At 75.9% G+C, this 25,531-nt stretch carries 18 protein-coding genes; 13 read left to right on the top strand and 5 right to left on the bottom strand.

Annotated elements, in window-relative coordinates; all coding sequences use genetic code 11:
- Positions 1-229 precede the first annotated feature (229 nt).
- Positions 230-1,144: an alpha/beta fold hydrolase gene (locus TK50_RS28345; RefSeq protein ID WP_082106726.1), complete on the top strand. Its 915-nt coding sequence runs from the start codon at positions 230-232 to the stop codon at positions 1,142-1,144.
- A gap of 104 nt (positions 1,145-1,248) precedes the next feature.
- On the opposite strand, the gene TK50_RS28340 is transcribed toward TK50_RS28345, so the two are convergent.
- The 5 genes from TK50_RS28340 to TK50_RS28320 all read right to left on the bottom strand — a co-directional run bounded on the left by TK50_RS28340 (position 1,249) and on the right by TK50_RS28320 (position 9,479).
- Positions 1,249-2,013: a thioesterase II family protein gene (locus tag TK50_RS28340; protein WP_043968542.1), complete on the bottom strand. Its 765-nt coding sequence runs from the start codon at positions 2,011-2,013 to the stop codon at positions 1,249-1,251.
- Positions 2,014-2,018: 5 nt separating this feature from the next.
- The gene (locus tag TK50_RS28335) at positions 2,019-2,702 is read right to left on the bottom strand and encodes a flavodoxin family protein (protein ID WP_043968539.1); all 684 of its coding nucleotides are present in this window, start codon (positions 2,700-2,702) and stop codon (positions 2,019-2,021) included.
- Between the two features lie 82 nt (positions 2,703-2,784).
- Complete coding sequence (locus TK50_RS28330) at positions 2,785-4,164, bottom strand: serine hydroxymethyltransferase (RefSeq protein ID WP_082106724.1); 1,380 nt, start codon at positions 4,162-4,164, stop codon at positions 2,785-2,787.
- 2 nt (positions 4,165-4,166) lie between these two features.
- Positions 4,167-8,132 (bottom strand): non-ribosomal peptide synthetase, encoded by a 3,966-nt coding sequence (locus TK50_RS28325; RefSeq protein WP_052503976.1) that lies wholly within the window; start codon positions 8,130-8,132, stop codon positions 4,167-4,169.
- A 105-nt stretch (positions 8,133-8,237) separates the two neighbouring features.
- Positions 8,238-9,479 (bottom strand): MFS transporter, encoded by a 1,242-nt coding sequence (locus TK50_RS28320; RefSeq protein ID WP_199486165.1) that lies wholly within the window; start codon positions 9,477-9,479, stop codon positions 8,238-8,240.
- A 175-nt stretch (positions 9,480-9,654) separates the two neighbouring features.
- Between TK50_RS28320 and TK50_RS28315 the strand changes: the two genes are divergently transcribed.
- The 12 genes from TK50_RS28315 (at position 9,655) to TK50_RS28260 (ending at position 25,491) form a co-directional block, all read left to right on the top strand.
- Positions 9,655-11,316: a trypsin-like peptidase domain-containing protein gene (locus TK50_RS28315; RefSeq protein ID WP_082106720.1), complete on the top strand. Its 1,662-nt coding sequence runs from the start codon at positions 9,655-9,657 to the stop codon at positions 11,314-11,316.
- Entirely contained in the window at positions 11,316-13,532 is a 2,217-nt protein-coding gene (locus TK50_RS28310; protein WP_043968536.1) for a serine/threonine-protein kinase, read from the top strand. The genes TK50_RS28315 and TK50_RS28310 overlap by 1 nt, the downstream gene beginning before the upstream one ends.
- Positions 13,533-13,543: 11 nt before the next feature.
- Positions 13,544-14,977, top strand: coding sequence for a vWA domain-containing protein (locus TK50_RS28305; RefSeq protein WP_052503975.1), 1,434 nt, complete (start codon positions 13,544-13,546; stop codon positions 14,975-14,977).
- Entirely contained in the window at positions 14,974-16,089 is a 1,116-nt protein-coding gene (locus TK50_RS28300) for a hypothetical protein (RefSeq protein WP_052503974.1), read from the top strand. Before TK50_RS28305 ends, TK50_RS28300 begins: the two co-directional genes overlap by 4 nt.
- Positions 16,086-17,456 (top strand): ABC transporter substrate-binding protein, encoded by a 1,371-nt coding sequence (locus tag TK50_RS28295; protein ID WP_043968532.1) that lies wholly within the window; start codon positions 16,086-16,088, stop codon positions 17,454-17,456. The genes TK50_RS28300 and TK50_RS28295 overlap by 4 nt, the downstream gene beginning before the upstream one ends.
- Before the next feature lie 20 nt (positions 17,457-17,476).
- Positions 17,477-17,800 (top strand): CU044_2847 family protein, encoded by a 324-nt coding sequence (locus TK50_RS28290; RefSeq protein ID WP_043968531.1) that lies wholly within the window; start codon positions 17,477-17,479, stop codon positions 17,798-17,800.
- Positions 17,801-18,081: 281 nt separating this feature from the next.
- Entirely contained in the window at positions 18,082-19,113 is a 1,032-nt protein-coding gene (locus tag TK50_RS28285; RefSeq protein ID WP_229406014.1) for a LacI family DNA-binding transcriptional regulator, read from the top strand.
- 104 nt (positions 19,114-19,217) lie between these two features.
- On the top strand, positions 19,218-20,501 hold the full coding sequence (locus tag TK50_RS28280; protein ID WP_043968529.1) for an extracellular solute-binding protein: 1,284 nt from the start codon (positions 19,218-19,220) through the stop codon (positions 20,499-20,501).
- On the top strand, positions 20,501-21,463 hold the full coding sequence (locus TK50_RS28275) for a carbohydrate ABC transporter permease (protein WP_082106718.1): 963 nt from the start codon (positions 20,501-20,503) through the stop codon (positions 21,461-21,463). Before TK50_RS28280 ends, TK50_RS28275 begins: the two co-directional genes overlap by 1 nt.
- Before the next feature lies 1 nt (position 21,464).
- Positions 21,465-22,325 (top strand): carbohydrate ABC transporter permease, encoded by an 861-nt coding sequence (locus tag TK50_RS28270; RefSeq protein WP_043968527.1) that lies wholly within the window; start codon positions 21,465-21,467, stop codon positions 22,323-22,325.
- Between the two features lie 2 nt (positions 22,326-22,327).
- Positions 22,328-23,398, top strand: a complete 1,071-nt coding sequence (locus TK50_RS28265; protein ID WP_043968525.1) for a glycoside hydrolase family 130 protein — start codon at positions 22,328-22,330, stop codon at positions 23,396-23,398.
- Between the two features lie 35 nt (positions 23,399-23,433).
- Positions 23,434-25,491, top strand: coding sequence for a hypothetical protein (locus TK50_RS28260; RefSeq protein ID WP_199486163.1), 2,058 nt, complete (start codon positions 23,434-23,436; stop codon positions 25,489-25,491).
- The last annotated feature ends 40 nt before the right edge of the window (positions 25,492-25,531 follow it).

Below are 25,531 nucleotides of genomic sequence, written 5' to 3'. Positions count from 1 at the left end.
AGTTAGGCCCCGGTTACGCCCGCGCGGTGTGCGCCCGCCTCCCGCCCCGGGGCCGGTTGACCTGGCCGGCTGCCGGGCCCCGGGCCGGCCGCGTAACCGGTGGCGCACCCGGCGGGGGCACCCTGACGCACCGCGCGGGCAGGTGTCCCGCGCAGCGAACCGCGACCGCCCCGCGCGGCTGAGCGCGACCGCGCGGCGGCCCGGCGGGACCGAGGCGAAGGAGAAACCGATGGCTGACGGGACGAGACACGTGCGCCTGCCCGGCGCGGGCGTACGGCTGCACGCCGCGCGCTGGCCGGGGCCGGAGCACCGGCCACCCCTGGTGGTGCTGCACGGCATCTGGGAGTCGTGGCGCACGTTCGCCGACTGCGCCCGCCGCTGGTCCGCCGACCGCACCGTCTACTGCCTCGACCTGCGGGGACACGGCGACAGCGACCGCCCGTCGACCGGGTACCGGTTCGTCGACTACGCGGCGGACGTACGGGTGGCGCTGGCCGCGATCGGGCCGGAGGTGGACCTGCTGGGGCACTCCCTCGGCGCGGCGGTGGCGCTGCACGTCGCCGCCGGGACGACCGGCGGGGGCGACGCGGGCCGGCCGGCCCGGATCCGGCGGCTGGTGGCCGTGGAGCCGCCGGTGCTGCTCCCCGGCGACTGGCCGCCCGTGCGCGCCGACATGGCCCGGTCCTGGCGGCTGGCCCGCCGGCCGCTGGACGAGATCGTCGCCGCGCTGCCGGCCACCGCGACCCGTACCCCGGGCTGGCGACGGATGATCGCCGAGTCCCTCGCCGGCACCGCCGACGGGGTGTTCCGGGCGATGGTGGACGCCGAGCAGGGCGAGGTCGCCTGGGTCGGCCTGCTGCGGCGGATCGCCACCCCCACCCTCGCCGTGGCCGGCGACCCGGACGTCGCGGGCACGCTGCTGGCCGGCGACCGGATGGCGGCGTTCGGCGCGGGCCTGCCGTCGGCGCGGGTGGCGGTGCTGCCCGGCGCCGGACACCACGTCGAGATCGACCGTCCGGCCTGCTTCCACGCCCTCGTCGAGGAGTTCCTGTCCGTCGGGGCCCCCGCGCCCGGCGCGCTGTCGCCCGCCCCGGCGCGGCCGACCACCGCGGCGTTGTCGGCCGCTCGGGCGTGGCCGGCCTGAGCCCGCCGCCACCCGACCTACGCGCCGGTTCCCCGCAGGATGTCCTGCGGGAGCCGGCGGGTGTCGGACGCGCGTGAGAAGGGGACCCTTCTCTACCGTAGGCGTTAACAGGGGGCCCTTCCTTGCACGCCGATGTCCTCGGCGAGCGCGGCCAGGACCCCGGGGGCGGACCAGGGGAAGAAGTGGCCGCCGGGGAACAGCCGGTGCCGGGTCGGCCCCCGGGTGTGCCGGGCCCACTCGGCGACCGCGTCCGGCGGCACCCCCTCGTCGGCGTCGCCGGCCCAGCTCGTGATCGCGCAGTCCAGCGGCGGGCCGGGCCGGTGCCGGTACGTCTCGGCGGCGGTGATGTCCGCGCGCAGCGTCGGCAGGCACAACTCGCGCAGCTCCGGGTGCTCCAGGGCCGCCGAGGGCGCCCCGCCGAGCGACCGCACGGCGGCGACGAAGGCGTCGTCGTCGAGGGTGTGCATGCGCCGCCGGGGCGGATGGTGGGCGGCGGCGCGGCCGGAGAGCACCAGCGCCGCCGGTTCCCGGTCGCCGTGCGCGCGCAGGTCGCGGGCCAGCTCGTACGCCAGCAGCGCCCCGAGGCTGTGCCCGAAGAACGCCACCGGGGCGGGCGGCCCGGCGAGCTGCGGGGCGAGCGCCGCGCGCAGCTCGTCGACGAGGCCGGTCAGGTCGGTGCGGGCGGCCTCGTCGAGGCGGTGTTCCCGCCCCGGCAGGCAGACCGTCCACACCTCGACCGAGTCGGGCAGCCGGGCCGCCCACGGCTGGTACGCGGCCAGCCCGCCCCCGGCGTACGGGAAGCAGTAGAGCCGGACCCGCGCGGTGGGCCGGCGCCGGGCGCAGGACGCCCAGCCCCGGGGCGGCGCCATGGTCCTCACGCCTGCCCCGCGGTGGCGTAGCGGCGGGCGAACCAGCGGTCGTCGCGCTCGTTGGCGTGGTCGGTGGCGAGCGCGTCGCGGCCGGTCAGCTCGCGGTGCTCGGCGAGCAGCCGGGCCATCGCCACCATCCGGTGCAGCATCCGGTCGAGCATCTCCACGCCCTCGGTGTCGGCGAGCGCCTCGCCCCGGTGGTTGCCGTAGAGGATGGCCGGGAAGCCGCTCCCCACCATGACCATCCGGTTGAGCAGCACGTTGGCGACGAGCTGGTTGTAGACCTCGGTGTGGCTGTACCGGCGGCCGATCACCACCACCCCGCCGACCTTGTTGGTCAGGGGGCGCTGGAACCGCAGGTAGCCGACCCCGGCCCGCTCGATGAACGCCTGCATGGTGGTGGCCGGGCCGAAGCCGTGCACGGGCGCGGCCCAGATGATCCCGTCGGCCAGCGCCATCCGGTCGACGATCTCGGGCACGTCGTCGCCGGTGACGACGCACGGCTCGCAGCGGGAGTTGCAGTCGCCGCAGGGGCCGCAGCCGGTCAGCTTCTTCTCGCCGAGGTTGATCACCTCCAGGTCGACGCCGTGGCCGGCCAGCAGCTCGGCGGCGTGGCCCAGCACCTCACGGGTGTTGCCGTCGGTGCGCTCCGAGCCGTTGACGGCCACGAACCTCATCCGCTTGTGCATCTCGACTCTCCTTCCGTAGGGCGTGGGGTGGCGGCGGGCCGGCCTGGGGTCGACGTACGGCCGGCCCGCCGCCGGGGGCCGCTCAGCGGCCGGCGACGGTCAGCTCCCGCTGCGGGGCCGGGATCGGGTAGCCGGGGATGGGGTGGGCGGCGCAGAGCCGCGCCACCCGCTGCCGGGCCAGCTCCCGCACGGCCGCCGGCAGGTGGTACTCGCGGTCGGAGTACGGCTCGACGGCCGACAGCACCAGGTCGATCAGCTCGGCGCAGGCCACGGCCGCGTCGGTGCCCATGCCCCGGGCGGCGATGCTGTTGGTGCCCAGCCGCAGGCCGGCGGTGACCAGCGCCGGGGTGGTGTCCCGGGGCACCCGGTTCTTGTTCACGACGATGTGGCACTCCTCCAGCGCCAGCTCGGCCACCAGGCCGGTCATCCGGCGGGCGGACAGGTCGATCAGGACGATGTGGTTGTCGGTGCCGCCGGAGACCACCGCGTAGCCGAGGTCGGCCAGGGCCGCCGCCATCGCCCGGGCGTCGGCGACGATCCGCCGGGCGGTGGCCCGGAACTCGGGGCCGGTGGCGATGTCCAGGGCGCGGGCCTTCGCCGCGATGGCGTTGAGCACCGGGGCCCCCTGGAAGTACGGGAACACGGTGCGCTGGACGAACTGGGCGAGGGTGCCCTTGCCCCGTGGGGCGGGGGCGTCGGCGTCCCGGCCGGCGAGGATCAGCCCCCCGCGCGGGCCGTAGAGCTGCTTGTGGGTGCAGGTGGTGGTCAGGTGGGCGTGGTCGATCGGGCTGGGGTGCAGGCCGGCGACGACCAGCCCGGCGGTGTGCGAGATGTCGGCCAGCAGGTACGCGCCGACCCGGTCGGCGATGCGGCGGAACCGGGCGAAGTCGATCTGCCGGGGGTACGCGGTCGCCCCGCACACGATCACCTTCGGCCGGTGCTCCCTGGCGAGGCGCTCCACCTCGGCGTAGTCGATGAGGCCGGCGTCGTCGAGGCCGTACCCGACGGCCCGGAAGTACCGGCCCGCGTACGCGGCGGGGCTGCCGTGGGTGAGGTGGCCGCCCTTGTCGAGGGCCATGCCGAGCAGGGTGTCGCCGGGCTCCAGGAGACTGGACAGCACCGCGTAGTTGGCGGTCGTCGCCGAGTGCGGCTGCACGTTGGCGTAGCGCGCGCCGAAGGCCCGCCGGGCCCGGTCGATGGCGAGCTGCTCGATGCCGTCGATCACCTCGCAGCCGGCGTGGTAGCGGCGGCCCGGGTAGCCCTCGGCGGTGACGTTGACGGCGGCGGACGCCTGGCTGGCCAGCACCGACGGGTCGACCGGGGAGCAGGACGCGACGAGGGACAGGGTGCCGGCCTGGCGCAGCTGCTCGCCGACGAGCACCTCGTGCAGCCGGGGGTCGGTGGTGGCGAGCTGGTGCAGCCCGGCGTCGAGCAGCTCGCCCATCGGGTCGGTGGTGGACATTCTCAGACCTCCTCGGTCCGGCCGGTGGCCGGGTGGTCGCGGTCGATGAGCACGGCGATCTCCGGGGCCCGGTCCCGGACGAAGTAGTGCTCGCCGCCGGGGACGACCGCCACGGAGACGTCGCGCACGAGGCGGCACCAGTCGCGGTGACGCTCGGTGAAGCCCTCGGTGGCGGGGTCGGCGTCGCCGAAGATGGCGACGGTGGGGGCCCGTACCGGGGCGGGGGGCTCGGCCCAGCAGCGGCGCAGGTGGTTCATCGCGCCGACGTGGTCGTGCCGGCCGGCGGTCATCATGTGTTCCACGGCCGCCCAGTCCAGCGCGCCGGAGAACCCGCCGAGGCGGGTCAGGTAGCCGGCCCACTCCTCGTCGGAGGTGGCCCGCTCGGCGGCGAGGGCGGCGTCGGGGTCCTCGGCGGGCAGCGACGCGGCCAGGTACAGCCCGCGCAGGTCCGCCCCGGCGGCCTCCAGGCCCCGGGCCACGGCGGTGGCCATGACCGTGCCGGCGCAGTGGCCGTAGACGACGACGGGACCGTCGACGCGGCGGGTGACCTCGTCGACGCACCGCCGCACCACCTCGTCGAAGTCGAGGAAGTCGGCCGGGTCGCCGCCGGTGTCGTAGCCGGGCTGGTTGAGGGCGAGCAGCCGGAACCGCTCGGGCAGCGCCTGCGCCAGCGGCCGGTACGCGATCGCGTTGCCCCCGCCGTACGGCAGGCAGACCACGGTGGTGGTGGCGGGGCGGCCGGGCGGGGTCAGCTCGTGCAGCAGCTCGCCGGTGCCGCCGCCGGCGCCGGTTCGGATCCGCTCGGCGAGGCCCCGGATCGTCGGGTTCTTGAACAGCTCCACCACGGGCACCGGGTTGTCCAGGGCGACCATGGTGCGCACGGCGGCGAAGGAGTCCCCGCCGAGGGCGAAGAAGCTGTCGTCGATGGTGACGTCGTCGACGCCGAGGACGTCGCGCCACACGGCGGCGATGCGCCGCTCGCAGTCGTCGCGCGGCGCCTCGCCGCCCCCGGCGGCCGGGCCGGCGACGTCCCGGGTGGCGAGGGCCCGGCGGTCGACCTTGCCGTTGGGGGTGGTGGGGAACGCGTCGAGCACGACGATGGCGGCGGGCACCATGTGGGCGGGCAGCCGCTCGCCGAGTGCCGCGCGCAGGGCCTCGGTGTCCACCGGCGCGGCGGCGGTGAGGTACGCGGCGAGGGTGGTGTGGCCGGGGGTGCCCCGGGCCACCACGACCGCCTCGGTGACCTCCGGGCAGCGGCGCAGCGCCGACTCGATCTCGCCGGCCTCGATCCGCAGGCCGTGGATCTTCACCTGGAAGTCCATCCGGCCGAGCAGCTCGATCACCCCGTCGCGGCGGTACCGGGCCAGGTCGCCGGTGCGGTAGAGCCGCTCGCGGCGGCCGCCGGGCAGGTCACGCACGACGAACCGCTCGGCGGTCAGCTCCGGCCGGTCCAGGTAGCCGCGGGCCAGCCCCGCCCCGGCCAGGTGCAGCTCGCCGGGGACGCCGACGGGCTGCGGGTGGCCGAACCGGTCCAGCACGTACGCCCGCTGATTGGCCATGGGCCGGCCGTACGGGATGCTGGCCCACGCCGGGTCGACCTCGTCGACCTCGAAGATGATCGAGTCCATGGACGCCTCGGTGGCCCCGCCGAGGGCGACGAACCGCACGTCGGGGGCGACGGCGCACAGCCGGGCCGGCTGGCCGACGGGGATCCAGTCGCCGCCGAGCAGGGCCAGCCGCACCGTCGGCACCGTCTCGCCGTGCCGTTCCAGGTGCTCCAGCAGCAGGTCGAGCAGGGCCGGGGCGGAGTGCCACACGGTGACCCGGTGGTCGCGGACCAGCCGCGCCCAGGCCGCCGGTTGGCGGATCTCGTCGGGGGTGGGCAGCACGGTGGTGCCGCCCGCGCCGACGGTGCCGAGCAGGTCGTAGACGGACATGTCGAAGCTGGGCGAGGAGACGGCGAGCAGGGCGTCGCCGGCGCCGACGGCGAAGCGGGTGTTGAAGTCGGTGAAGTTGTTGACCGCGCCCCGGTGCCGCAGGGCGATGCCCTTCGGGTCGCCGGTGGAGCCGGAGGTGTAGATGACGTACGCGAGGTTGTCCGGGGTGACGCGGGTGTCGGGGCGGGTCGCCGGCCAGTCGCCGGAGTCGTCGTGCACGTCGACGAGGCGGGCCGCGTCGAGTTCGGCGGCGGCGAGCCGGTCGGTGAGGTCGGGCTCGGTGACCACGCCCCACAGGCCGGCGTCGCGGCACATGAACTCCAGCCGCCGCGCCGGGTAGTCCGGGTCCAGCGGCACGAACGCCGCGCCGGCCTTGAGCACGGCGAGCACCGCCACCGGCTGGGCCGGGCTGCGGCGCAGGCAGATGCCGACCAGGGTGTCGGGTCCCACACCGGCGGCGACGAGCCGGTGGGCGAGCCGGTTGGCCCGCCGCTCCAGCTCGGCGTAGCTGAGGGTGGTGTCGCCGCAGACGACGGCGGGGTGGTCGGGCTGCCGGCCGGCACGCTCCTCGAACAGGTGGTGCAGGCAGCGGTCGGTGGGCAGGTCGGTGGCGGTGTCGTTCCACCGCCACACGGCGTCGTCGATCTCGGCGTCGGTGAGCATGGTCAGCTCGGTGACCGGCCGGTCGGGCTCGGCGACCGCCGCCGCCCAGAGCCGCACCAGGTGGTCGAGCATCCGGGCGATCGTGTCGTCGTCGAACAGGTCGCTGCGGTAGACGCTGTCGACCTCGGGTTCGGCGCCGCCGCAGCGCAGCACGAAGCCGAGGTCGAACCGGGCGGTGGTGAACTCCGGCTGGATCGCCTCGGCGGTCAGCCCGGCGAACTCCGGCAGCCCCTCGGTGGCGTCGTCGACGTTGACGTACACCCGGAAGAACGGCGCCTGGCCGGCCTCGCGGGCCGGGGCCAGTTCCTGGACGAGCACGTCGAACGGCAGGTCGGCGTGGGCGAACGCGTCGCGGGTGGTCGCGGCGGCCCGGCGTAGCAGGTCGGTGAACGAGGGCGCGCCGGACAGGTCGGCGCGCAGCACCACCGTGTTGGGGAAGAAGCCGATCAGGTCGGCCAGCTCGGCGCGGTCGCGGGGCGAGTGCACGGTGCCGAGGACGATGTCGTCCTGGCCGCCGTAGCGCTGCATGAGCAGCCCCGCCCCGGCCACCACGGCGTCGAGGAGGGTCGCGCCGCACGCGTCGGCGAGGGCACGGACCCGGCGCAGCAGGGCCGGGTCGACGGCGGCGCGCCGGAAGCCGCCGTCGGTGGAGGAGGCGCCGGCGGCGGGCCGGTCCGTCGGCAGGTCCAGGGCCGGCAGGTCGCGCAGCCGCTCCCGCCAGTACGCGAGCTGCCGTTCGCGCAGCGGGCCGGCCAGCGCCGCCCGTTCCCGCGCGGCGTGGTCGGCGTACTGGACGGCCAGCGGCGGCAGGTCGGCCGGCGCACCGGTCGCGGCGGCCCGGTAGAGGGCCGCGAGGTCGCGGTAGAGCACCGGGGTGGACGGGGCGTCGATGGCGATGTGGTGCACGCTCAGCAGCAGGACGTGCTCGTCGGCGGCGACGCGCAGCAGCCGGGCGCGCAGCACCGGGCCCTCGGCCAGGTCGAAGGGGCGGGTCTCGGCGTCTTCGAAGGCGGCGTCGAGGGCCTCCTCGCGGTCGTCGTCGGTCAGCGCGGACAGGTCGGTCAGCGGCACCGGCACCACCTCGGCGGGGCGGACCACCTGCACCGGCTCGCCGGCCTCGGCCCGGTAGACCGTGCGCAGCACCTCGTGCCGGGCGACCAGCGCGGTGACCGCGTCGGTCAGGGCCGCCGCGTCGAGGTCACCCCGGAACCGCAGCGGCACCAGCACGTTGTACGCGCTGCGCTCCCCCTCCAGTTGGCTGAGCAGCCACAGCCGCCCCTGGGCGAACGAGGTGGGGGCCCGGCGGGACCCGTCCGGGTCGGGGCCGGACCGGGCCGGCTGACGCGTCGGTTCGTACACCTCAGTCATGTCTGTCGCGACCTCCACTCCCTGGATCTCCGCACGGCGGTTGGGCACCATCGGACCGGTCGGATGTGAGTGAGGCGACGGTAGGAAGCGCCGGTTCGCGTCGGGTTACGCGCCGGCCCGGCGCACGGCGGTGCACAGGGCGGCGACGGCCACCGCGACCCCGCCGGCCCCGGCCACGACGAAGGTCACCGGCGCGCCGTGGCGCTGGGCCAGCCAGGTGAACGCCGCCGCGCCGACGCCGCCGAGGGAGAAGTGGATCGTCCAGAACGCGGCGGTGACCCGGCCGAGCAGGTGCTCCGGCGTCACCTCCTGGCGCAGCGACAGCGAGCAGATGCCGCCGACGCTGAGGCAGCCGAAGTAGACGGCCACGAGCGCGCCGACCTCGGCGGGCCGGCGGGTCGACGCGAGGGCCGCGACCGCGCCGCCGGTGGCCGCGGTCGCGCCGATCCAGCACGCCCCGAAGCCGAACCGCCGGCGCAGCCGCGCGACGACCAGCGACCCGGTGACCGTGCCCGCGGCGCCGGCGGCGAGCACCAGGCCGACCGTGCCGTCGGGCTGGTGCAGGCCGTGCTTGAGGTGGTAGACGACCACGTCGTCCATGCCGTAGGTGAGCAGGAGGAAGACGGTCAGCAGCGCGGTCAGCGGGCGCAGCACCCGGTGACGCCACAGGAACCGCGCCCCGGCGAGGAACTCCGCCCACGGCCCGGCGCGGCCCGCCGCGTCGGCGGTCGCGGCGCAACGGGCGGGAAGGCGTACCAGCGTCAGCAGCGCCCCGGAGACGCCGAAGCTGGCGGCGTCGACGGCGAGCGCGCCGGCCGGGCCCCACCAGCCGGACACGGCACCGGCCAGCGCGGGCCCCACGACCGCCGCGAGGGCGGTGCCGGCGTGCAGCCGGCCGTTCGCCCGGGTCAGCTCCGCGCCGTCGACCAGGCCGCGCACCGCCGTGACGGCGGCGACCTGGAACACCATCCCGATCGCCGCGGCCAGCGGCAGCAGCACGAACAGCGGCCAGACCGGTGGGGTCGGGGCCAGCCACCACACCAGCGGGACCACCGCGAACAGCAGCATCCGCGCCGCGTCCGCGCCGACCAGCAGCGCCCGCCGGTCGACGCGGTCCACGACGACGCCGGCGAACAGGCCGGCGACCACCGCGGCCGCGCCGGACGCGCCGGTGAGCAGGCCGGCGGTGGCGATCGAACCGGTCGCGTCGAGCACCAGCAGCGGCACGGCGAGCTGGGAGAAGGAGTCGCCGAGCACGGAGAGGACCTGCGCCGCCCAGAGCGCGCGGAAGCCCCGGCCTCCCCCCGGCGGCGCGGGCGCGACCGGCACCCCCGCGCTCACCGTCACCGGGCAGAGGGTAGCCCACCGGGAGGCGTCCGCGCGGGCCCTGGGAATCGCGGTGGCGGCAATTCCCGAATAGTGCCGGCCGCCGTCGCTTTCGCGTTTCGCGGCCGAGTCGTCTTTCTTACAACGGTCAATTCCGCGCCCCACCCCCGAAAGGATCTGCGAATACCATGCACAGGTGAAGGAGAATCACGGCCGTCAGCCATGGGTGGTGCGCATCCGTGGCGTCGGCGGCCTGATCCTCGGCAGTGGGACGCTGCTGGGCGACCGGCACGTCCTCACCTGCGCCCACGTCGTCGACCGTGCGGTCGGCCGCGCGACGGCGGGGGCCACCCCGCCCGCCGACCGGGTCCAGGTCGAGCTGGTCCGCCTGCCCCGGCTGCCCGCCCGGTCCGCCGGGGTCGTGGCCGGCGGCTGGGTGCCGGCGGGCAGGGAGGGCCAGGGCGACATCGCCCTGCTCGAACTCTCCGATCCGGTCCCCGGCCGCCCCGGGGCCGAGCTGCGGCGGCTGCCGCTGTGGGAGAAGCACGTCTACGCCTTCGGGTTCCCGAAGGAGTTCCGCGACGGCGAGACCGTCCACGCCGTCCTGCACGGGGGCACGGGCCCGGCCAACGAGTGGATGCAGATGGATCCGAGCCCGGCGAGCCCCGGGCTCCGGGTGCGCAGCGGGTTCAGCGGCGCGGCGGCGGTCGACAACGAGACCGGCTACGTGGTGGGCATGGTGGTCTCCTACTACAGCGGCCCCGCCTCCGGCCGTTCGTTCATGATCCCCGTGGAGACGCTGCTCCACCATCTGCCCCTGCTCCAGGCGTGGGTGGTCGGCGACTCCTCCGTCGACCAGGAGTTGACGTCGGTGGGCGGCGGCCGGGAGGACGGCGAGGTCGCCCGGCGCACGGCCGACTTCTTCGCCCGCCGCTCACCGCAGAACGTCCTGGTGGTCGTCACCGGTCCGCCCACGTCGACGGCCTCGGCCACCGTGCGCCGGGCCGTGGTGCTGTCCAACCGGCAGCTCCGGCCGTCGTCGGTCGATCCGGCCGCCGCCGAACGGGACCCGTCGCTGCCGCCGCTGGGCAGCATCGACCTGGCGCTGGACGCCGCCGGCAAGCCACCCCGGGAGCTGGCCGCCCGGATCCTGGGATTCGTCGGCTCCACCGGGCCCCCGGCGGAGGCCGCGGCGGGCGACCTGCTCGGCGACGCGTCGCCCCGGTCGCTGCTGATCGACGGCGTGGACGAGTCGAGCGACCCCAAGGCGCTGGTCGACGATGTCGTCGGCCCGATCGTCGACCGCGCCGCCGAACGCGACCTGCGGATCCTGGTGGGCTTCCGCAGCCCCGCGGTCGGTCTGCGGCTCGCGCTGCTGGCCCGCCGGATCGCCGGGTTGCGCGAGGCCGAGCACCTGGCCCGCGAGCACCGCCGCCGGCTCGAGGCACGCGTGCGCGGGCTGCCACCGGCGAAGCCGCGGGCCAGCCTGCTGCGGATCCGGCTCACCGCGCTGCTGGCCGCGGCCCGGGAGCCCGACCCCGGCCCGTTGCTGGAGCACCTGGCCGCCATGGAGCAGGGCACCGACCGGGCCCTGCACGAGGTGACAGTGCTGCGGCGCGAGCTGACCGCGCGGGCCACCGAGCACCAGCAGCTGCGGGGGCTGCTGGACGCGCACCGGGCCCGCGCCGTCGCCGGCGGGCTGACCGAGCACCGGGGCACCGGGCGGTCCTACCGGCGGGCCCACGACCTGCTCTGGGCCGGCCCCTGCGACCTCACCGACGCCACCGACGCCGTGCACGCCTACGCCGAGGCGGTCCGCCGTGCCCTCGACGACCGGCGGGAAGGGGCGCCGTCCTGATGCGCTGTGCGCGTACCCCTGACTGTCCGGGCGTCGTCGACGCCGACGGCTTCTGCGAGGTCTGCGGCCTCGCGCCCTGGCCGGCGCGGCCGGCGCGCGCCGCGACGCCGACGGCCGGGGCGCCGGTCGGGCACGAGACCTGGCCGGTGGCGGGGCTGGTGTCCCTGCCGGTACGCGACTTCACCGGCCACCGGCGCACGACGGCCGGCCTGACGGTGCCCGAGCACGAGCGGTTCTGCGCCAACCCCGCCTGCCGGCGGGAGGTCGGCCGGGGCGGGGCCGAGCGGCTCGACCACGGCTACTGCCCGCACTGTGGCACGCCCTTCGCGTTCGTCTCCGCCCTCGCACCCGGCGACGTGGTGGCCGGGCAGTACGAAGTGGTCGGCTACCTGGCCCGGGGCGGCCTGGGGCAGGTCTACCTCGCCGAGGACGTCCACCTCGACCGAAAGCCCATGGCCCTGAAGCGGCTGATCAACAAGACCGAGCCCAACGCCCTGGCGATCGAGGTCTCCGAGCGGCAGTTCCTGACCACCCTGGACCACCCGAACATCGTCCGGATCTTCAACTTCGTCAGCGCGGAGGACCGCCTCTTCGGTGGGCAGACCAGCTACATCGTGATGGAATACCTGGAGGGGATGCCGCTGCACGAGCTGTGGCAGGCGGCGGTCGACCCGGCCCGGCCGGCGGTCACGCTGCCCCTGGTGGAGGTGCTGGCGTACGGCCACGAGATCCTGACCGCGCTGGACCACCTGCACGGCAAGGGGCTGCTCTACACCGACCTGCACCCGGGCAACGTCATCCGCACCGCCGACCGGGTCAAGCTGATCGACCTCGGCGGGGTGCGCCGGGCCGACGACCGGCACAGCCCGAAGGTGCGCACCGAGACCTACGGGGTGAGCCCGACGGAGCTGGCCGCGCACGGGTTCACGGTGCGCTCGGACCTCTACGCGGTCGGGGTCATGCTGCGGGAGCTGAGCCGTCCCCCGCTCGACTCCCCTGGCCGCGAGACCGACCTCGGGGCGGAGTCCTTCGGGCGGCTGGTCACCCGGGCCGCCCACCCCGAGTGGCGTCGCCGCTTCGCGTCCGCCTCCGAGATGTCCGAGCAGCTCAAGGGCGTGCTGCGGGAGCTGTTGCCGGCTCCCCCGGCCGACCGTGGCCAGGAGCCGTCCACCGTGTTCGCCCCCACGGCGGCGCTGCTCGACGCCGGGCTCGGCGCGGTGCCGGGGCTGGCCGCGTGGACGGACCCGGCCGCCGCCGACCTGCCGCACCACGGCCGCCCGGTGCCGCCCTCGGTGGCCACCGGCCTGCCGGTGCCCCGCCCCGCGGCCGGCGACCCCGCCACCCCCGCCCTGCACCTGATCGGCGCGCTCGACCCCCGCAGCCTGCTGGCCCGGCTCGCGGCGTTCGAGACGGCCTCGGTCGAGGTCCAGCTGTCGCGCTGCCGGGCGCACCTGGAGCTGGCCGGGGCGGGCCCGGCCGAGGAGGCCCTGGCCGTCGCGGCCGGGCTGCTCGCCGAGGACGCGGCGGCCGACTGGCGGCTGGTCTGGCACCACGGCCTCCTGGCGCTCGCCCGTTCCGCCGTGGCCGAGGCCACCGAGCGGTTCGACCGGGCGTACGCGGAGCTGCCGGGCGAGGTGGCCCCGAAGCTGGCGCTCGGCTACTGCGCGGAGCAGCGGGGCGACGCCGGCGAGGCGACCCGCTACTACCGGGCGGTGTGGCGTCGGGACCGGTCGGCCGCCAGCGCCGCGTTCGGGCTGGCCCGGCTGCGGCTGGCCGACGGCGACCGGGCGGCGGCGGTGCGGTTCCTCGACGGCGTTCCCCGCGTGTCCCGGCACTACGACGCCGCCCAGGTCGCGGCCGTGCGGGTGCTGGCCACCCGGCTCGGCGACGACCCGCCCGGCGCGGAGCACCTCAACGAGGCGGTGCGCCGCCTCGGCCGGCTGCGGCTGGACGGGGGCGCCCGGCACGGGGAGGCCCGCGACCGGATGACGGCGGTGCTCCGGCAGGCCGCCCTGGGCCGGGTCCTCGTGCACGGCGCCGCCGGCCTGGCCGGCGGCGAGACGATGGGCGACGCGCCGTCGGAGCGGTCGCTGCGGCGGCTGCTGGAGAGCTCCCTGCGGGACCTGGCCCGGCAGGCGCGCACGGCCAACGACCACGGTGTCCTCGTCGACCGGGCGAACGCGGTCCGGCCGCTGACCTTCCTGCGATCACGGTGAGGAGCGACCCGGTGTCCAGCGCGCTCGACTTCGACCTGCGGATCGACCACGACCGGTTCCTGTCCACGAGAGACCGCCAGTTGCACGCGATCCTCACCGTCACCGCCTCCGCCGGGGCGGGCGACGCCCCGGCGGAGGCCGACGGGGCCCGCTTCGCGGAGGTGATCGTCGTCGACTGCTCCGGGTCCATGGCGCACCCGCCGACGAAGCTCGGCGCGGCCCGGCGGGCCACCGCTGCGGCCGTCGAGATGCTGCCGGACGGGGTCCGCTTCGCCGTGGTGGAGGGCACCCACGAGGCCCGGATGGTCTACCCGGCCCACCGGGGCCTGGCCGCCGCCGCACCGGCCACCCGGGACGCGGCCCGGCGCGAGCTAGGCCGGCTCGCCGCAGCCGGCGGCACGGCGATCGGCAGCTGGCTGGAGCTGGCCCGGGAGCTGCTGGCGGAGCACCCCGAGGCGATCCGGCACGCCCTGCTGCTCACCGACGGCCGCAACGAGCACGAGACGCCGCAGCGGCTGGCGGAGGTGCTGGCGGCCTGCGCGGGGCAGTTCGTCTGTGACGCCCGGGGCGTCGGCGACGCCTGGGAGCCCCGCGAGCTGACGCGCGTCGCCGAGGCGCTGCACGGCACCGCCGACGCGGTCCGCCGGCCCGAGGAGTTGGAGGCCGACTTCCGGGCGACCATGCGGTCCACGATGGCCAAGCGGGTGGCCCGGGCGGGCCTGCGGATCGCCGTGGTGCCGCCGACGCGGGTGCTGTCCTGCCGGCAGGTGCATCCCACGATCATGGAGCTGCCCGTGATGCCGCTCGACGACCGGTCCGTGGCCTGCGCGACCGGCTCCTGGGGGGCGGAGAGCCGGGAATACCACCTGTGCCTCGAGGTGGACCCGGCGGGCCGGCCGACGGGCGAGGACCTGCGGGTCGCCCGCGTCGACCTGCTGGTGGCCGACGCCCCGGCCGCCCGGCCGGTGAACGTCCTGGCGCACTGGACGGAGGACCTGGCCCTGTCCAGCCGGATCGACCCGCGGGTGGCCCACTACACGGGGCAGGAGGAGCTGAGCCGGCTCATCGCCGACGGCTGCGACGCGTACGACACGGGCGACCGGGCGACCGCCGCGCAGCTGCTCGGCCGCGCGGTGGAGCTGGCCACCGCCGCCGGCGACGCGTTCCACCTGGAGCAGCTTCGGCTGCTCGTCGAGGACGTCGACGCCACCTCGGTACGCCTGCGCGACGACCTGCCCCGGCTCGACGTGATCAGCGTGGCCGTGCGGTCGTCGGTCACGGTGCGCGACCAGGGACCGCGGGCGGCGTCGGGGCCCGTGCCGGCCGTGGACGCCCCGCCCCGGGTCTGCCCGGCCGGCCACCGCTCGCCGCCGGACGCCCGGTTCTGCCAGCGGTGCCGCCACGAGTTCACCGACCCCGCCGACGCCGGCCCGGTGCCGACGTGAGCGGCACGGCGCTGACCAGCACCACCCGGCGGACGCTGCTGCGGCTGCTGTGGGCGCTGCTCGCCGCGAACGCGGTCGCGCTGGCCGGCTGCCTCGCGGTCTTCCTCGGGGTGCAGCGCACCACGGAGGCCGCGTACGACCGTTCCGTGCCGGCGATCCTGGCCGTGTACGACACCCAGGTCGCCCTGCGGGAGGCCCACGGCGCGGCGGTGGCCAGCTTCGCCGCCGGCACCCGGCTGCTCGCCGGCCCGGGCGAGGACTACCAGAACCAGATCGCCCGCGCGGGCCAGCACCTGGCCGAGGTCGCGGAGGACAACGCCGCCGGCGACGAGGGCAGCCGCGACATCCAGGTCGTCGAGGCGTCGCTGGTCACCTACACCGGCCTGATCGAGCGGGCCCACGCGCACTTCGCCCAGCCCGGCGGCGGGGCGCTGGGCGCCGCCGCGCTGCGCGACGCGTCGGGCCTGCTGGAGGAGATCCTGGTGCGCCTCGACGGGCTGGTGGGGAAGCAGGACGCGGCGCTGGACCGGCAGGTCGACGGGGCCTGGACGGGCCGGGCGACGATCCTGCTCTGGCTGCTGCCGGTGCTCGCCCTCGGCGCGCTGCTGGTCGCCGCCCAACTGTTCCTGCGCCGCCGGTTCCGGCGGGTGCTGAACGCGCCGCTGCTGCTGGCGACGCTCGCGGTGCTGACGCTGGGCGGCACGACGGCGACGAGCCTGCACTCGACGGGCCAGCTCGGCGACGCCAGGGCCGCGACGGACCGGGCGGCCGACGCCCGGGGGCTCCAGCTGGCGGCGCTGGCCGACCGCAACGCCACGCAGTTGGCCGGCCTGCTCACCACCGCCTGCACCCCGACGCCGTGCGCGGACACGATCGAGCAGGTCCTCGCCCAGCGCGACGGCGATCGGGGGCCGGCCGAGGCGGCGGACCAGGTCGGGGCCGCCGGCCGCACGGCGTGGCGGCACGGCCAGGACGCCACCGGGCTCGCGGCGCGGGCCGCCAACAGTCGCGGCGGCGAGGTCGTCCTGCCGGCGGCGGCCCTGCTCGCCGCCGCGCTGGTGGTCGTCGGTTTCCTGCCCCGACTAGAGGAATACAGGTATCGGCAGCGATGAGACGCGGCGCGCTCGCCCTGATCCCGGTCCTGCTCGTCGGCGCCGGCCCGGCCGCCTGCGCCGATCCTCCACGGCCGCGCGCCCTGAGCGTCGTCGCGTCCTGGTCGGAGGACGGCGTCGGCGACACCGCGCAGGAGCGCAGGCGGCGCAGCGAGGCCTGGCCCTTCCTGGCGGTGCTGGACGCCTTCACGGCGGAGACCGGGATCGAGGTCAGCTACCAGGGCACCCGGGACGTCAGCCAGGTGCTGCGGTCCGGGGTCGACCGGGGCCGGCCGCCCGACGTGGCGGTGCTGCCCCGGCTCAACGACCTGAAGGCGTACGTGCGCAGCGGCGACCTGTTCCCGCTCGACGACGTCGTCCCGGCCGACGAGGCGGGTCTCGCCCCGCAGCTGCTCCGGCTGCCACCCCCGGGGGCCACGGATGCCCGGGTGTACGGGCTGTCCGTCGCCGTGCACGCCAAGAGCCTGATCTGGTACCGCACGAACCCACCGGGCGGTCCCACCGTGACGTCACCGCCGGCGACGTGGGCGGAGCTGGTGGCGCTGACCCGCGCCCTCGACACCCGTGGGGGCGCGCCGTGGTGCCTCGGGATGGGGTCGCAGCCGCAGTCCGGGTGGCCGGGCACCGACTGGATCGAGGACATCCTGCTGCACCGCTCCGGGCAGACCGTCTACCAGCGGTGGGCGGCCGGGCAGCAGGCGTGGACGTCGCCGGAGGTGCGGGGCGCCTGGCAGGAGTGGGGCGCGCTGGTGGGGGCGGGGCGGGGCAGCCCCAACCCGTTGCTGACCAACTTCGACGTGGCGGGGCCGGGGATGCTCGTCTCGCCCCCGACGTGCTTCCTCGACCATCAGGCCTCGTTCATCGTCGGGTCCTACCGGAAGTTCCTGGCCGAGCACCCCGAGAGGTCCGAGCCGGGCCGGTCGCCGGAGTTCGACTTCTTCCCCTCACCGGCGTTCGGCGCGACGGACGCGCCGGTGCGGGAGGTCTCCGAGGACGTGGTGGGCATGTTCGCCGACTCGCCGCAGGCCCGGGCGCTGATCCGTTTCCTGGCCGGCGAGCCGGCCCGCCGGGTGTGGCGGGAGGCGAGCGGCCACCTGGCGTTCACCCTGAACGCGGCCACCGACGCGGCGGCGTACCCGGACGGTCTGCCGCGCCGCATCGCGCGGACCCTCGCCACCGGCACGCTGTGCCGGGACGCCTCGGACATGATGCCGGCGGCGATGACCGCCGCGTTCCACTCGGCCGTCCTGCAGTACCTGGCCGATCCCACGCTGCTCGGCAGCCTGTTGAAGGAGTTGGATAGCGTGCGGAAGCGGACGCCGCCGCAGGAGTGGCTGGGGCTGCCGTGCCTCAGCCCGCCGGGGTAGCCATCGAGAAGGGACAGTGGATGAGCGAGGTGGTCGAGTTCGCCCTCGACGGCGGGGGGACCGTGCTCGTGGCCGTGGACGAGACGCCGGGGATCGCCCCGGCGTCCGTCGCCGACGACGTGCTCCGCCGGGCCGGGGTGAGCTTCAACAAGGCGATCGGCCAGGCGCGGGACGCCGCGTCGGCCGCGCTGACCGAGTTCCGGTCCATGGTGGACCGGCCGGACGAGGTGGAGATCAGCTTCGGGATCCAGCTGACGGCCGACGCGGGCGCGCTGATCGCCCGCACCGGCGTGCAGGGGCAGCTCCAGGTGACCGTGCGCTGGCACCGGGAGCCGATCGCCTGACCGGCGCCGTCGGGGTGACGTCGCCCGCCTGCGCTCACACCCCGTCCTGACCTGCGCGTACGCGGCGACATCGGGCCGCCCGGCAATCCGCCGGGCGGCCCTTCGCGTGCCCGGAGTCCATCCCGGGCACGCTGCGTGAGCGCGTCGGGACCGGGCGAACGGGATCGGCGCTGGGCTTGCGCGGGCTACTAAACCGGTCTAGCGTCCCTCTCCAACGGGGGGCGTTTGTTGCAGCGGTGTGAACCGAGCATTGCCGGACTATGGCCGAGAGGATGCCGCGCGTGGGACCGAGCCGACCGACCATCACCGACGTCGCGAAGGCGGCCGGAGTGTCCAAGGGCGCGGTGTCCTTCGCCCTCAACGGGCGTCCCGGGGTGGCCGAGGAGACCCGCGCCCGCATCCTGGCCGTGGCCGCTTCGCTGGGCTGGACCCCGAGCCACCGGGCCCGGGCCCTGTCCGCGTCGCGGGCGTTCAGCGTCGGCATGGTGATCGCGCGGCCGCCCGAGCTGCTCGGGGCCGACCCGTTCTACCCGTCGTTCATCGCCGGCGTGGAGCGGACCCTGTCCGACCGGGGGCAGTCGCTGGTGCTCCAGGTGGTGCCGGACCTGTCGGTGGAGGAGGCCAGCTACCGCCGGCTCGCCACGGCCGAGCGGGTCGACGGGGTGTTCGTGCTCGACCTGCGGCTCGGCGACCCGCGGATCGCCCTGCTGGCCGAGCTGGGGCTGCCGGCGGTCACCATCGGCCGGCCGGACGTGCCCAGCAACCATCCCGCGCTGCTGGTCGACGACCGGCCCGGGGTCACGGCGGCCGTGGCCCACCTGGCGGGGCTCGGGCACCGCCGCATCGCCCACGTCTCGGGGCCGCTGCACTTCCTGCACGGCTCCGTGCGCCGCCAGGCATGGGAGCAGGCCCTCGCCGACGCCGGCCTGACCGCCGGCCCGTGCGTCGAGTCGGACTTCTCGGCGGCCGGCGGCGCGCAGGCCACCCGCGCGCTGCTGGACACCGGCGACCCGCCCACCGCGATCGTCTACGGCAACGACCTGATGGCGATCGCCGGCCTCTCGGTCGCCGTCCAGCTCGGCATCCGGGTGCCCGACGAGCTGTCGATCACCGGCTTCGACGACACGGAGCTCGCCGGCTACGTCACCCCCACCCTCACCACCGTCCGCACCGACCCCTTCGGCTGGGGCCGGGCTGCCGCGGACGCCCTGCTCGACCTCATCGACGGCCGGCCGGGCGCGGACATCCCCACCCCACCCGCGCCGCTGGTCGTGCGCGGATCGACGGCACCACCGCCCACCCGACACCCCTGAACAGAGCCCACCACACCCCGACCCAGCACCGCCTCACCCGCACCGCCGACGGCCACCGGCCCGGCGGGCGGACGAACCTGACCCCGTCCCGGATCGGAGAAGACATGAGACGGACCCTTCCCGCCGCCCTGCTGACCGTCGCCCTGGCCGCCACCGCCGGCTGCGGCGACTCCGGCGGCGGCGACGCCGGCAAGGCCAACGCCGCCCGCGGCCCGATCACCATCTGGCTGTCCAACAACGCCGAGGAGGTCGCCTGGGGCAAGGCGATGGTGCAGGCGTGGAACGCCCAGCACGCCGACCAGACGATCACCGCCCAGGAGATCCCGGCCGGCACCAGCTCCGAGGAGGTCATCGGGGCGGCCATCACCGCCGGCAACGCCCCGTGCCTGATCTTCAACACCGCCCCCGCCGCCGTGCCGCAGTTCCAGAAGCAGGGCGGCCTCGTCGCGCTCGACTCCTTCGCCGGCGCCACCGACTACATCACCGAACGCACGGGCGAGACGGCCGGGCAGTACAAGTCGCCGGACGGCAAGTTCTACCAGCTGCCGTGGAAGTCGAACCCGGTGATGATCTTCTACAACAAGAAGGTCTTCGCCAAGGCGGGCCTCGACCCGGAGAAGCCGCAGCTGGCCACGTACGACCAGTTCCTCGCCGCCGCCCGCAAGATCAAGTCCTCCGGTGCCGCCCCGGCCGCCATCTACCCCGCGCCGACCAGCGAGTTCTTCCAGTCCTGGTTCGACTTCTACCCGCTGTTCGCCGCCGAGACCGGCGGCAAGCAGCTCCTCGACGGCGGCAAGCCGCAGTTCGCCTCCCCCGAGGGGCAGCGGGTGGCGGAGTTCTGGAAGACCCTCTACGCCGAGGGGCTCGCCCCCAAGGAGAAGTACAACGGGGACTCCTTCGCCGACGGCAAGGCCGCCATGGCCATCGTCGGCCCGTGGGCCATCTCGGTCTACCGGGACAAGGTCTCCTGGGGCGCCGTGCCGGTGCCCACCTCCACCGGCATCCCCGCCGACCAGGTGCGGACGTTCAGCGACGCCAAGAACGTCGCCATGTACTCGGCCTGCCAGAACCGCGCCACCGCCTGGGACGTGCTGACGTTCGCCACCAGCAAGGAGCAGGACGGCGCGCTGCTCACCGCCACCGGCCAGATGCCGCTGCGGGCCGACCTGCCGGCCGCCTACCCCGACTACTTCGCGAAGAACCCGGCCTACCAGGGCTTCGCCCAGCAGGCCGCGCGCACCGTCGAGGTGCCCAACGTGCCGAACTCGGTGGCGATCTGGCAGGCGTTCCGCGACGCGTACACCGAGTCGGTGATCTTCGGTAAGAAGCCGGTGCCCGACGCCCTCTCCGCCGCCGCGGAGAAGGCCGAGCAGCTCGCGGCCTCCTGATGGCCGCCGCCCACGCCGCAGCCGCCGCCAAGGCCGGGCCGGTGGCCGGCGGCGACGGCGCCGGACGCCGCGCGCCGCGCGGCCGGGTGGCGGCGGTGCTCGGCCGCCACCCGGTGGGCCTGCTCCTGGCCGCGCCGTACGCCGTGTTCGTCGCCGCGGTCTTCGCCTACCCGCTCGGGTTCGCGGTCTGGATGAGCTTCCACGACTACTTCTTCGCCGCCCCCGGCGCGGTGGTGGACCGGCCCTTCGTCGGGCTCGACAACTACCGCGCGGTGCTGACCGACCCGCAGGTGCGGCAGGCGTTCGGCAACATCGGCGTCTTCCTCGTCATCAACGTGCCGCTCACCGCCGGGCTGGCGCTGCTGCTGGCGGTGGCGCTCAACAAGGTGGTGCGGGCGCGGGCGTTCCTGCGGGTCGCCTTCTACGTCCCGTACGTCACCGCGAGCGTCGCGGTCGTCGGGGTGTGGCTGTTCCTGTTCAACACCGACGGGCTGGTCAACCGGGTGCTCGGTCCGCTGGCGCCCGACCCGTCCTGGCTGGTCAACGAGGGCCTCGCGATGCCGGTCATCGCCGTGTTCGTGGCCTGGAAGCAGCTCGGCTTCTTCATCCTGCTCTACCTCGCCGCGCTGCAGAACGTGCCGAAGGAGCTCTACGAGTCGGCGGCCGTCGACGGCGCGTCCGCGTGGGCCCGGTTCCGGTCGGTGACCGTGCCGGCGGTGCGCCCGGCGACCGCCCTGGTGGTCATCCTGGCCACCATCACCGGCGCGAACCTGTTCACCGAGCCGTACCTGCTCACCGGCGGCGGGGGGCCGAACGGGTCGTCGGCGTCGCCGGTGCTGGTCATGTACCAGCGCGGCATCCAGCAGGGCCAGCCCGACGTGGCCGCCGCCATCGGCGTGCTGCTGGTGATCGGCGTGCTGGTGGTCTCGGCGATCAACCGGCGGCTGCTGGAGAGGGACTGACATGCCACGCACCCCCGCGAAGCCCACCACCGGCGGCCGGCTGGCCACGGCGCTGCGCGCCGTCGCGCTGTTCGGCGGCGCGCTGGTCTTCCTGTTCCCCTTCTACTACATGTTCGTCGGCTCGTTGCAGGCCGAGCCGGACACCTCCCCGGCCGGGGCGTTCCCCACCTCGGGGCTGACCCTGGACAACTACCGGGACATCAACGCCCGGGTCGACCTGCTCGGCTCCCTGGTCAACTCGGGGATCTTCACCGGCGGGGTGATCGCCTGCACGGTCGTCTTCGGCGTCCTCGCCGGCTACGCGCTGGCCCGGCTGCGCTTCCGCGGCCGGGGCACGCTGTTCGCGCTCGTGCTGCTGGTGCAGGTGATCCCGTTCCAGCTCCTGCTGATCCCGCTGTACGTGCTGATCGTGCGCGGCTACGGGCTGGCCGACTCGTACCTCGGGATGATCCTGCCGTTCGCGATCAACACCACGGCCGTGTTCGTGTTCCGGCAGTTCTTCCTGCAGCTGCCCGACGAGCTGTTCGCCGCCGCCCGCGTCGACGGCGCGGGCGAGCTGCGGGTGCTCTGGTCGGTGGCGCTGCCGCTGGTGCGCCCGGCGCTGCTGACCGTCGTCCTGCTGACGTTCATCGGCCCGTGGAACGAGTTCCTGTGGCCGTTCCTGGTGACCAAGCAGGCGGACATGCAGCCGCTGGCGGTCTCGCTGGCCAACTACATCAGCAATGTGGCGGCCCGCGCCGCCAACCCGTACGGGGCGGTGCTGGCCGGGGCGTGCGTCCTGGCCGCCCCGGCGGTCGGGCTGTTCCTGGCCTTCCAGAAGCACTTCGTCTCCACCGACATCGGTTCCGGCGTGAAAGGTTGACGATGACCGTCTCCACCACCGTCCCCTACACCCTGACCAGGGTCGGCGTCGTGATGACGCCCGAGCCCGGCCAGCCCCTGGAGGCCGAGGGGGTGTTGAACCCGGCCAGCGGCCGCACCCCCGACGGGCGGCTGCACCTGCTGCCCCGCCTCGTGGCCGAGGGCAACGTGTCCCGGGTCGGCCTCGCCGAGGTCGAGCTGCGCGACGGCGTACCGGCCGGGGTCCGCCGCGAGGGCGTCGTCCTGGCCCCCGACGAGGGCTGGGAGCGGGGCAAGAACAACGCCGGGGTCGAGGACCCCCGCACGACCTGGGTGCCGGACCTCGGCAGGCACCTGATGACGTACGTCGCGTACGGGCCGCTGGGCCCGCGCCTGGCCCTGGCGGTGTCGGAGGACCTGCGGCACTGGCGGCGGCTCGGGCCGGTGCAGTTCGGCTATCAGCCCGACCTGGACACCGACCTGAACATGTTCCCCAACAAGGACGCCGTGTTCTTCCCCGAGCCGGTGCCCGGCCCGGACGGGCGGGACTGCTTCGCGATGCTGCACCGGCCGATGTGGGACCTGGGCTGGTTCCGCCCCGGCGAGGGGGTGCACCTGCCGGCCGGCGTCACCGACGAGCGGCCCGGCATCTGGATCTCCTACGTGCCGGTCGACGAGGTGCGCGCCGACGTCGGTGCGCTCGTGCGGCTGCGCGGGCACCGCTGCGTGGCGCTGTCGGAGTTCCCGTACGAGGAGCTGAAGATCGGCGCGGGCCCGCCGCCGCTGCGGGTGCCCGAGGGCTGGCTGCTGATCCACCACGGGGTCACCGGCGAGATCCCCGAGGGCTTCGACCCCACCACCCAGCGCGTCGAGTACGCCGCCGGGGCGATGCTGCTCGACCCCGCCGACCCGTCGCGGGTGCTGGCCCGCACCGCCGAGCCGATCCTCGTGCCGGAGCTGGCCGAGGAGCGCAGCGGCACCGTGCCGAACGTGGTCTTCCCGACCGCCATCGAGGAGGTCGACGGCGTCCACTACGTCTTCTACGGCATGGCCGACTCCCGCATCGGCGTGGCCCGGCTGGACCGGCTGCCGTGACGACACCCCTGTCCCGACCGCACCGAGGAGCCACCGTGAAGCGCCGCACCCTGATGCTGGGCGGGCTCGCCCTGACCACTCCCCTGCTCGCCGGCTCCCCCGCCGGGGCCGCCCCCGCCGCCGCGCCGTCCACCGCCACGGGCCCGGCCGGCGGGCCGCTGACGAACCTGGCGCACCTGGACTTCCTGCGCCAGGCCGTCGCCCCGCCCGCCCAGGACGGGCACACCACCTACCGGCTCGCCGAGTCCCCCGAGGTCGGCATGCTGTGGACGTACGCGGAGCCGGGGCCGGACGGGAACCTGCGCCGCGTCGGCGGCGGCGCGTACGACGCGGCCACCGACACCTGGGGGCAGGGCGCGTACAACGCCGACGACGTGTCCCGGGCCGCCGTGGTCTACCTGCGGCACTGGGCGCAGACCGGGGCGGCGGGCAGCCGGGACGCCTCCCGGGAGCTGCTGCGCGGCCTGACCTACCTGCAGACGACGACCGGGCCGCACGCCGGCAACGTGGTGCTGTGGGCGCAGCCCGACGGCACGCTCAACCCGAGCGCCGAGCCGGTGGAGCTGCCGGACCCGTCCGACAGCGGCCCGTCGTACTGGCTGGCCCGCACCGTGTGGGCGCTCGGCGAGGGGTACGCGGCCTGGCGCACCGCCGACGCCGGGTTCGCCGGTTTCCTGCGCCAGCGGCTCGACCTGGCCGTCGGGGCGCTGGAGCGGCAGGTCCTGTCCCGGTACGGCACCTACCAGACCGTCGACGGCGAGCGCACCCCCGCGTGGCTGATCGCCGACGGGGCCGACGCCACCGCCGAGGCGGTCCTCGGGCTGGCCGCGTACGTGCGGGCCGGCGGCGGGTCGGCGGCCCGCCGGGCCCTGCGCCGCTTCGCCGAGGGCGTCGCCGCCCTGGCCGGCGGCGACGCCCGGCACTGGCCGTTCGGGGCGGTGCGCCCGTGGGCGCTGTCGCGGTCGATGTGGCACGGCTGGGGCTCGCAGATGCCGGCGGCGCTGGCCGCCGCCGCGCGGGTGCTCGGCGACCGGCGGCTGCTCGACCCGGCGGTCGCCGACTCCGCCACGTTCACGCCGTGGCTGCTGACCTCCGGCGGCCCGGACAACGGGCGGATCCCCACGCCGGTGGACCGCAGCCAGATCGCCTACGGCGTGGACTCCCGCCTGCAGTCGCTGCTCGCCGTCGCCGACGCCACCGGGCGCGGCGGCTTCGACCAGCTCGCCGGGGTCGTCGCCGCCTGGTACTTCGGCGCGAACGCGGCCGGCGTGCCGGCGTACGACCCGGCGACCGGGCGCACGATCGACGGCATCTCGGGCGACGGGGCCGTCAACCGCAACTCCGGGGCCGAGTCGACCATCCACGGCCTGCTCAGCATGCTCGCCCTGGACGCCCGGCCGCAGGTGGCGGAGGCGGCCCGGCAGGGCCGGATCGTGGAGCGGGTCGGCACCCGCGTGGTCGAGGCGGAGCAGGGCACCCGCGACGGCGGGGCCGCCGTGGTGACCCCGCCGTCCTCGTGGACCGGGGAGTCGTCGATCAGCGGCGGCAGCCTCGTGCGGATGCCCGCCGGGTCGACCATGCGCTGGGAGCTGCCGCCGTCGACCCAGCCGGAGCTGGTGCTGCCGGTGGTCGACCTGACCCCCGGCGCGTCGGCGGTCACCCGCTGGGCGGGCGTCGCCGGCGACGGCCGGGAGCTGACGCTGGGCCAGGTGCGGCACGGGCAGGCCGGCGCGCAGGGCACCTCCCCCGCGCCGGGGGTGCTGCTGCCGGTGACCCCGTCCGGGCCGGGCGAGCTGCCGGCGGGCGTCACCGCGCTGGTGGCCACGGCCGCCGGGGACGGCGCGGTGGTCGACGCGGTCATGCTGGAGCCGCTGCTGTCCCGGTTCGTCGTCGCCGGGGACGGCCACGCCACGGCGGTGCTGCGCAGCGCCGCCCGCACGCCGCGCACCGCCACGGTCACCCTGCCGGGCGCGGGGCGGGCGGTCGTCGAGGCGTACGACTCGGCGGGGGTGCGCCGGTCGCGGACGGTGGTGTCCGGCGCGGCCGTGCCGGCGGCGGTGCTGCCCGGCGGCTTCACCGTCGTGCGCCGCTGACCCTCGGCGGCGCTGACCGTGGCGCGGGGCCGGCCCGGAC

Origin of the sequence: Micromonospora haikouensis (genome assembly GCF_000876225.1) — a bacterium.
Classification (GTDB): domain Bacteria; phylum Actinomycetota; class Actinomycetes; order Mycobacteriales; family Micromonosporaceae; genus Micromonospora; species Micromonospora haikouensis.
This window is presented reverse-complemented; position numbering and strand designations above follow the sequence as displayed.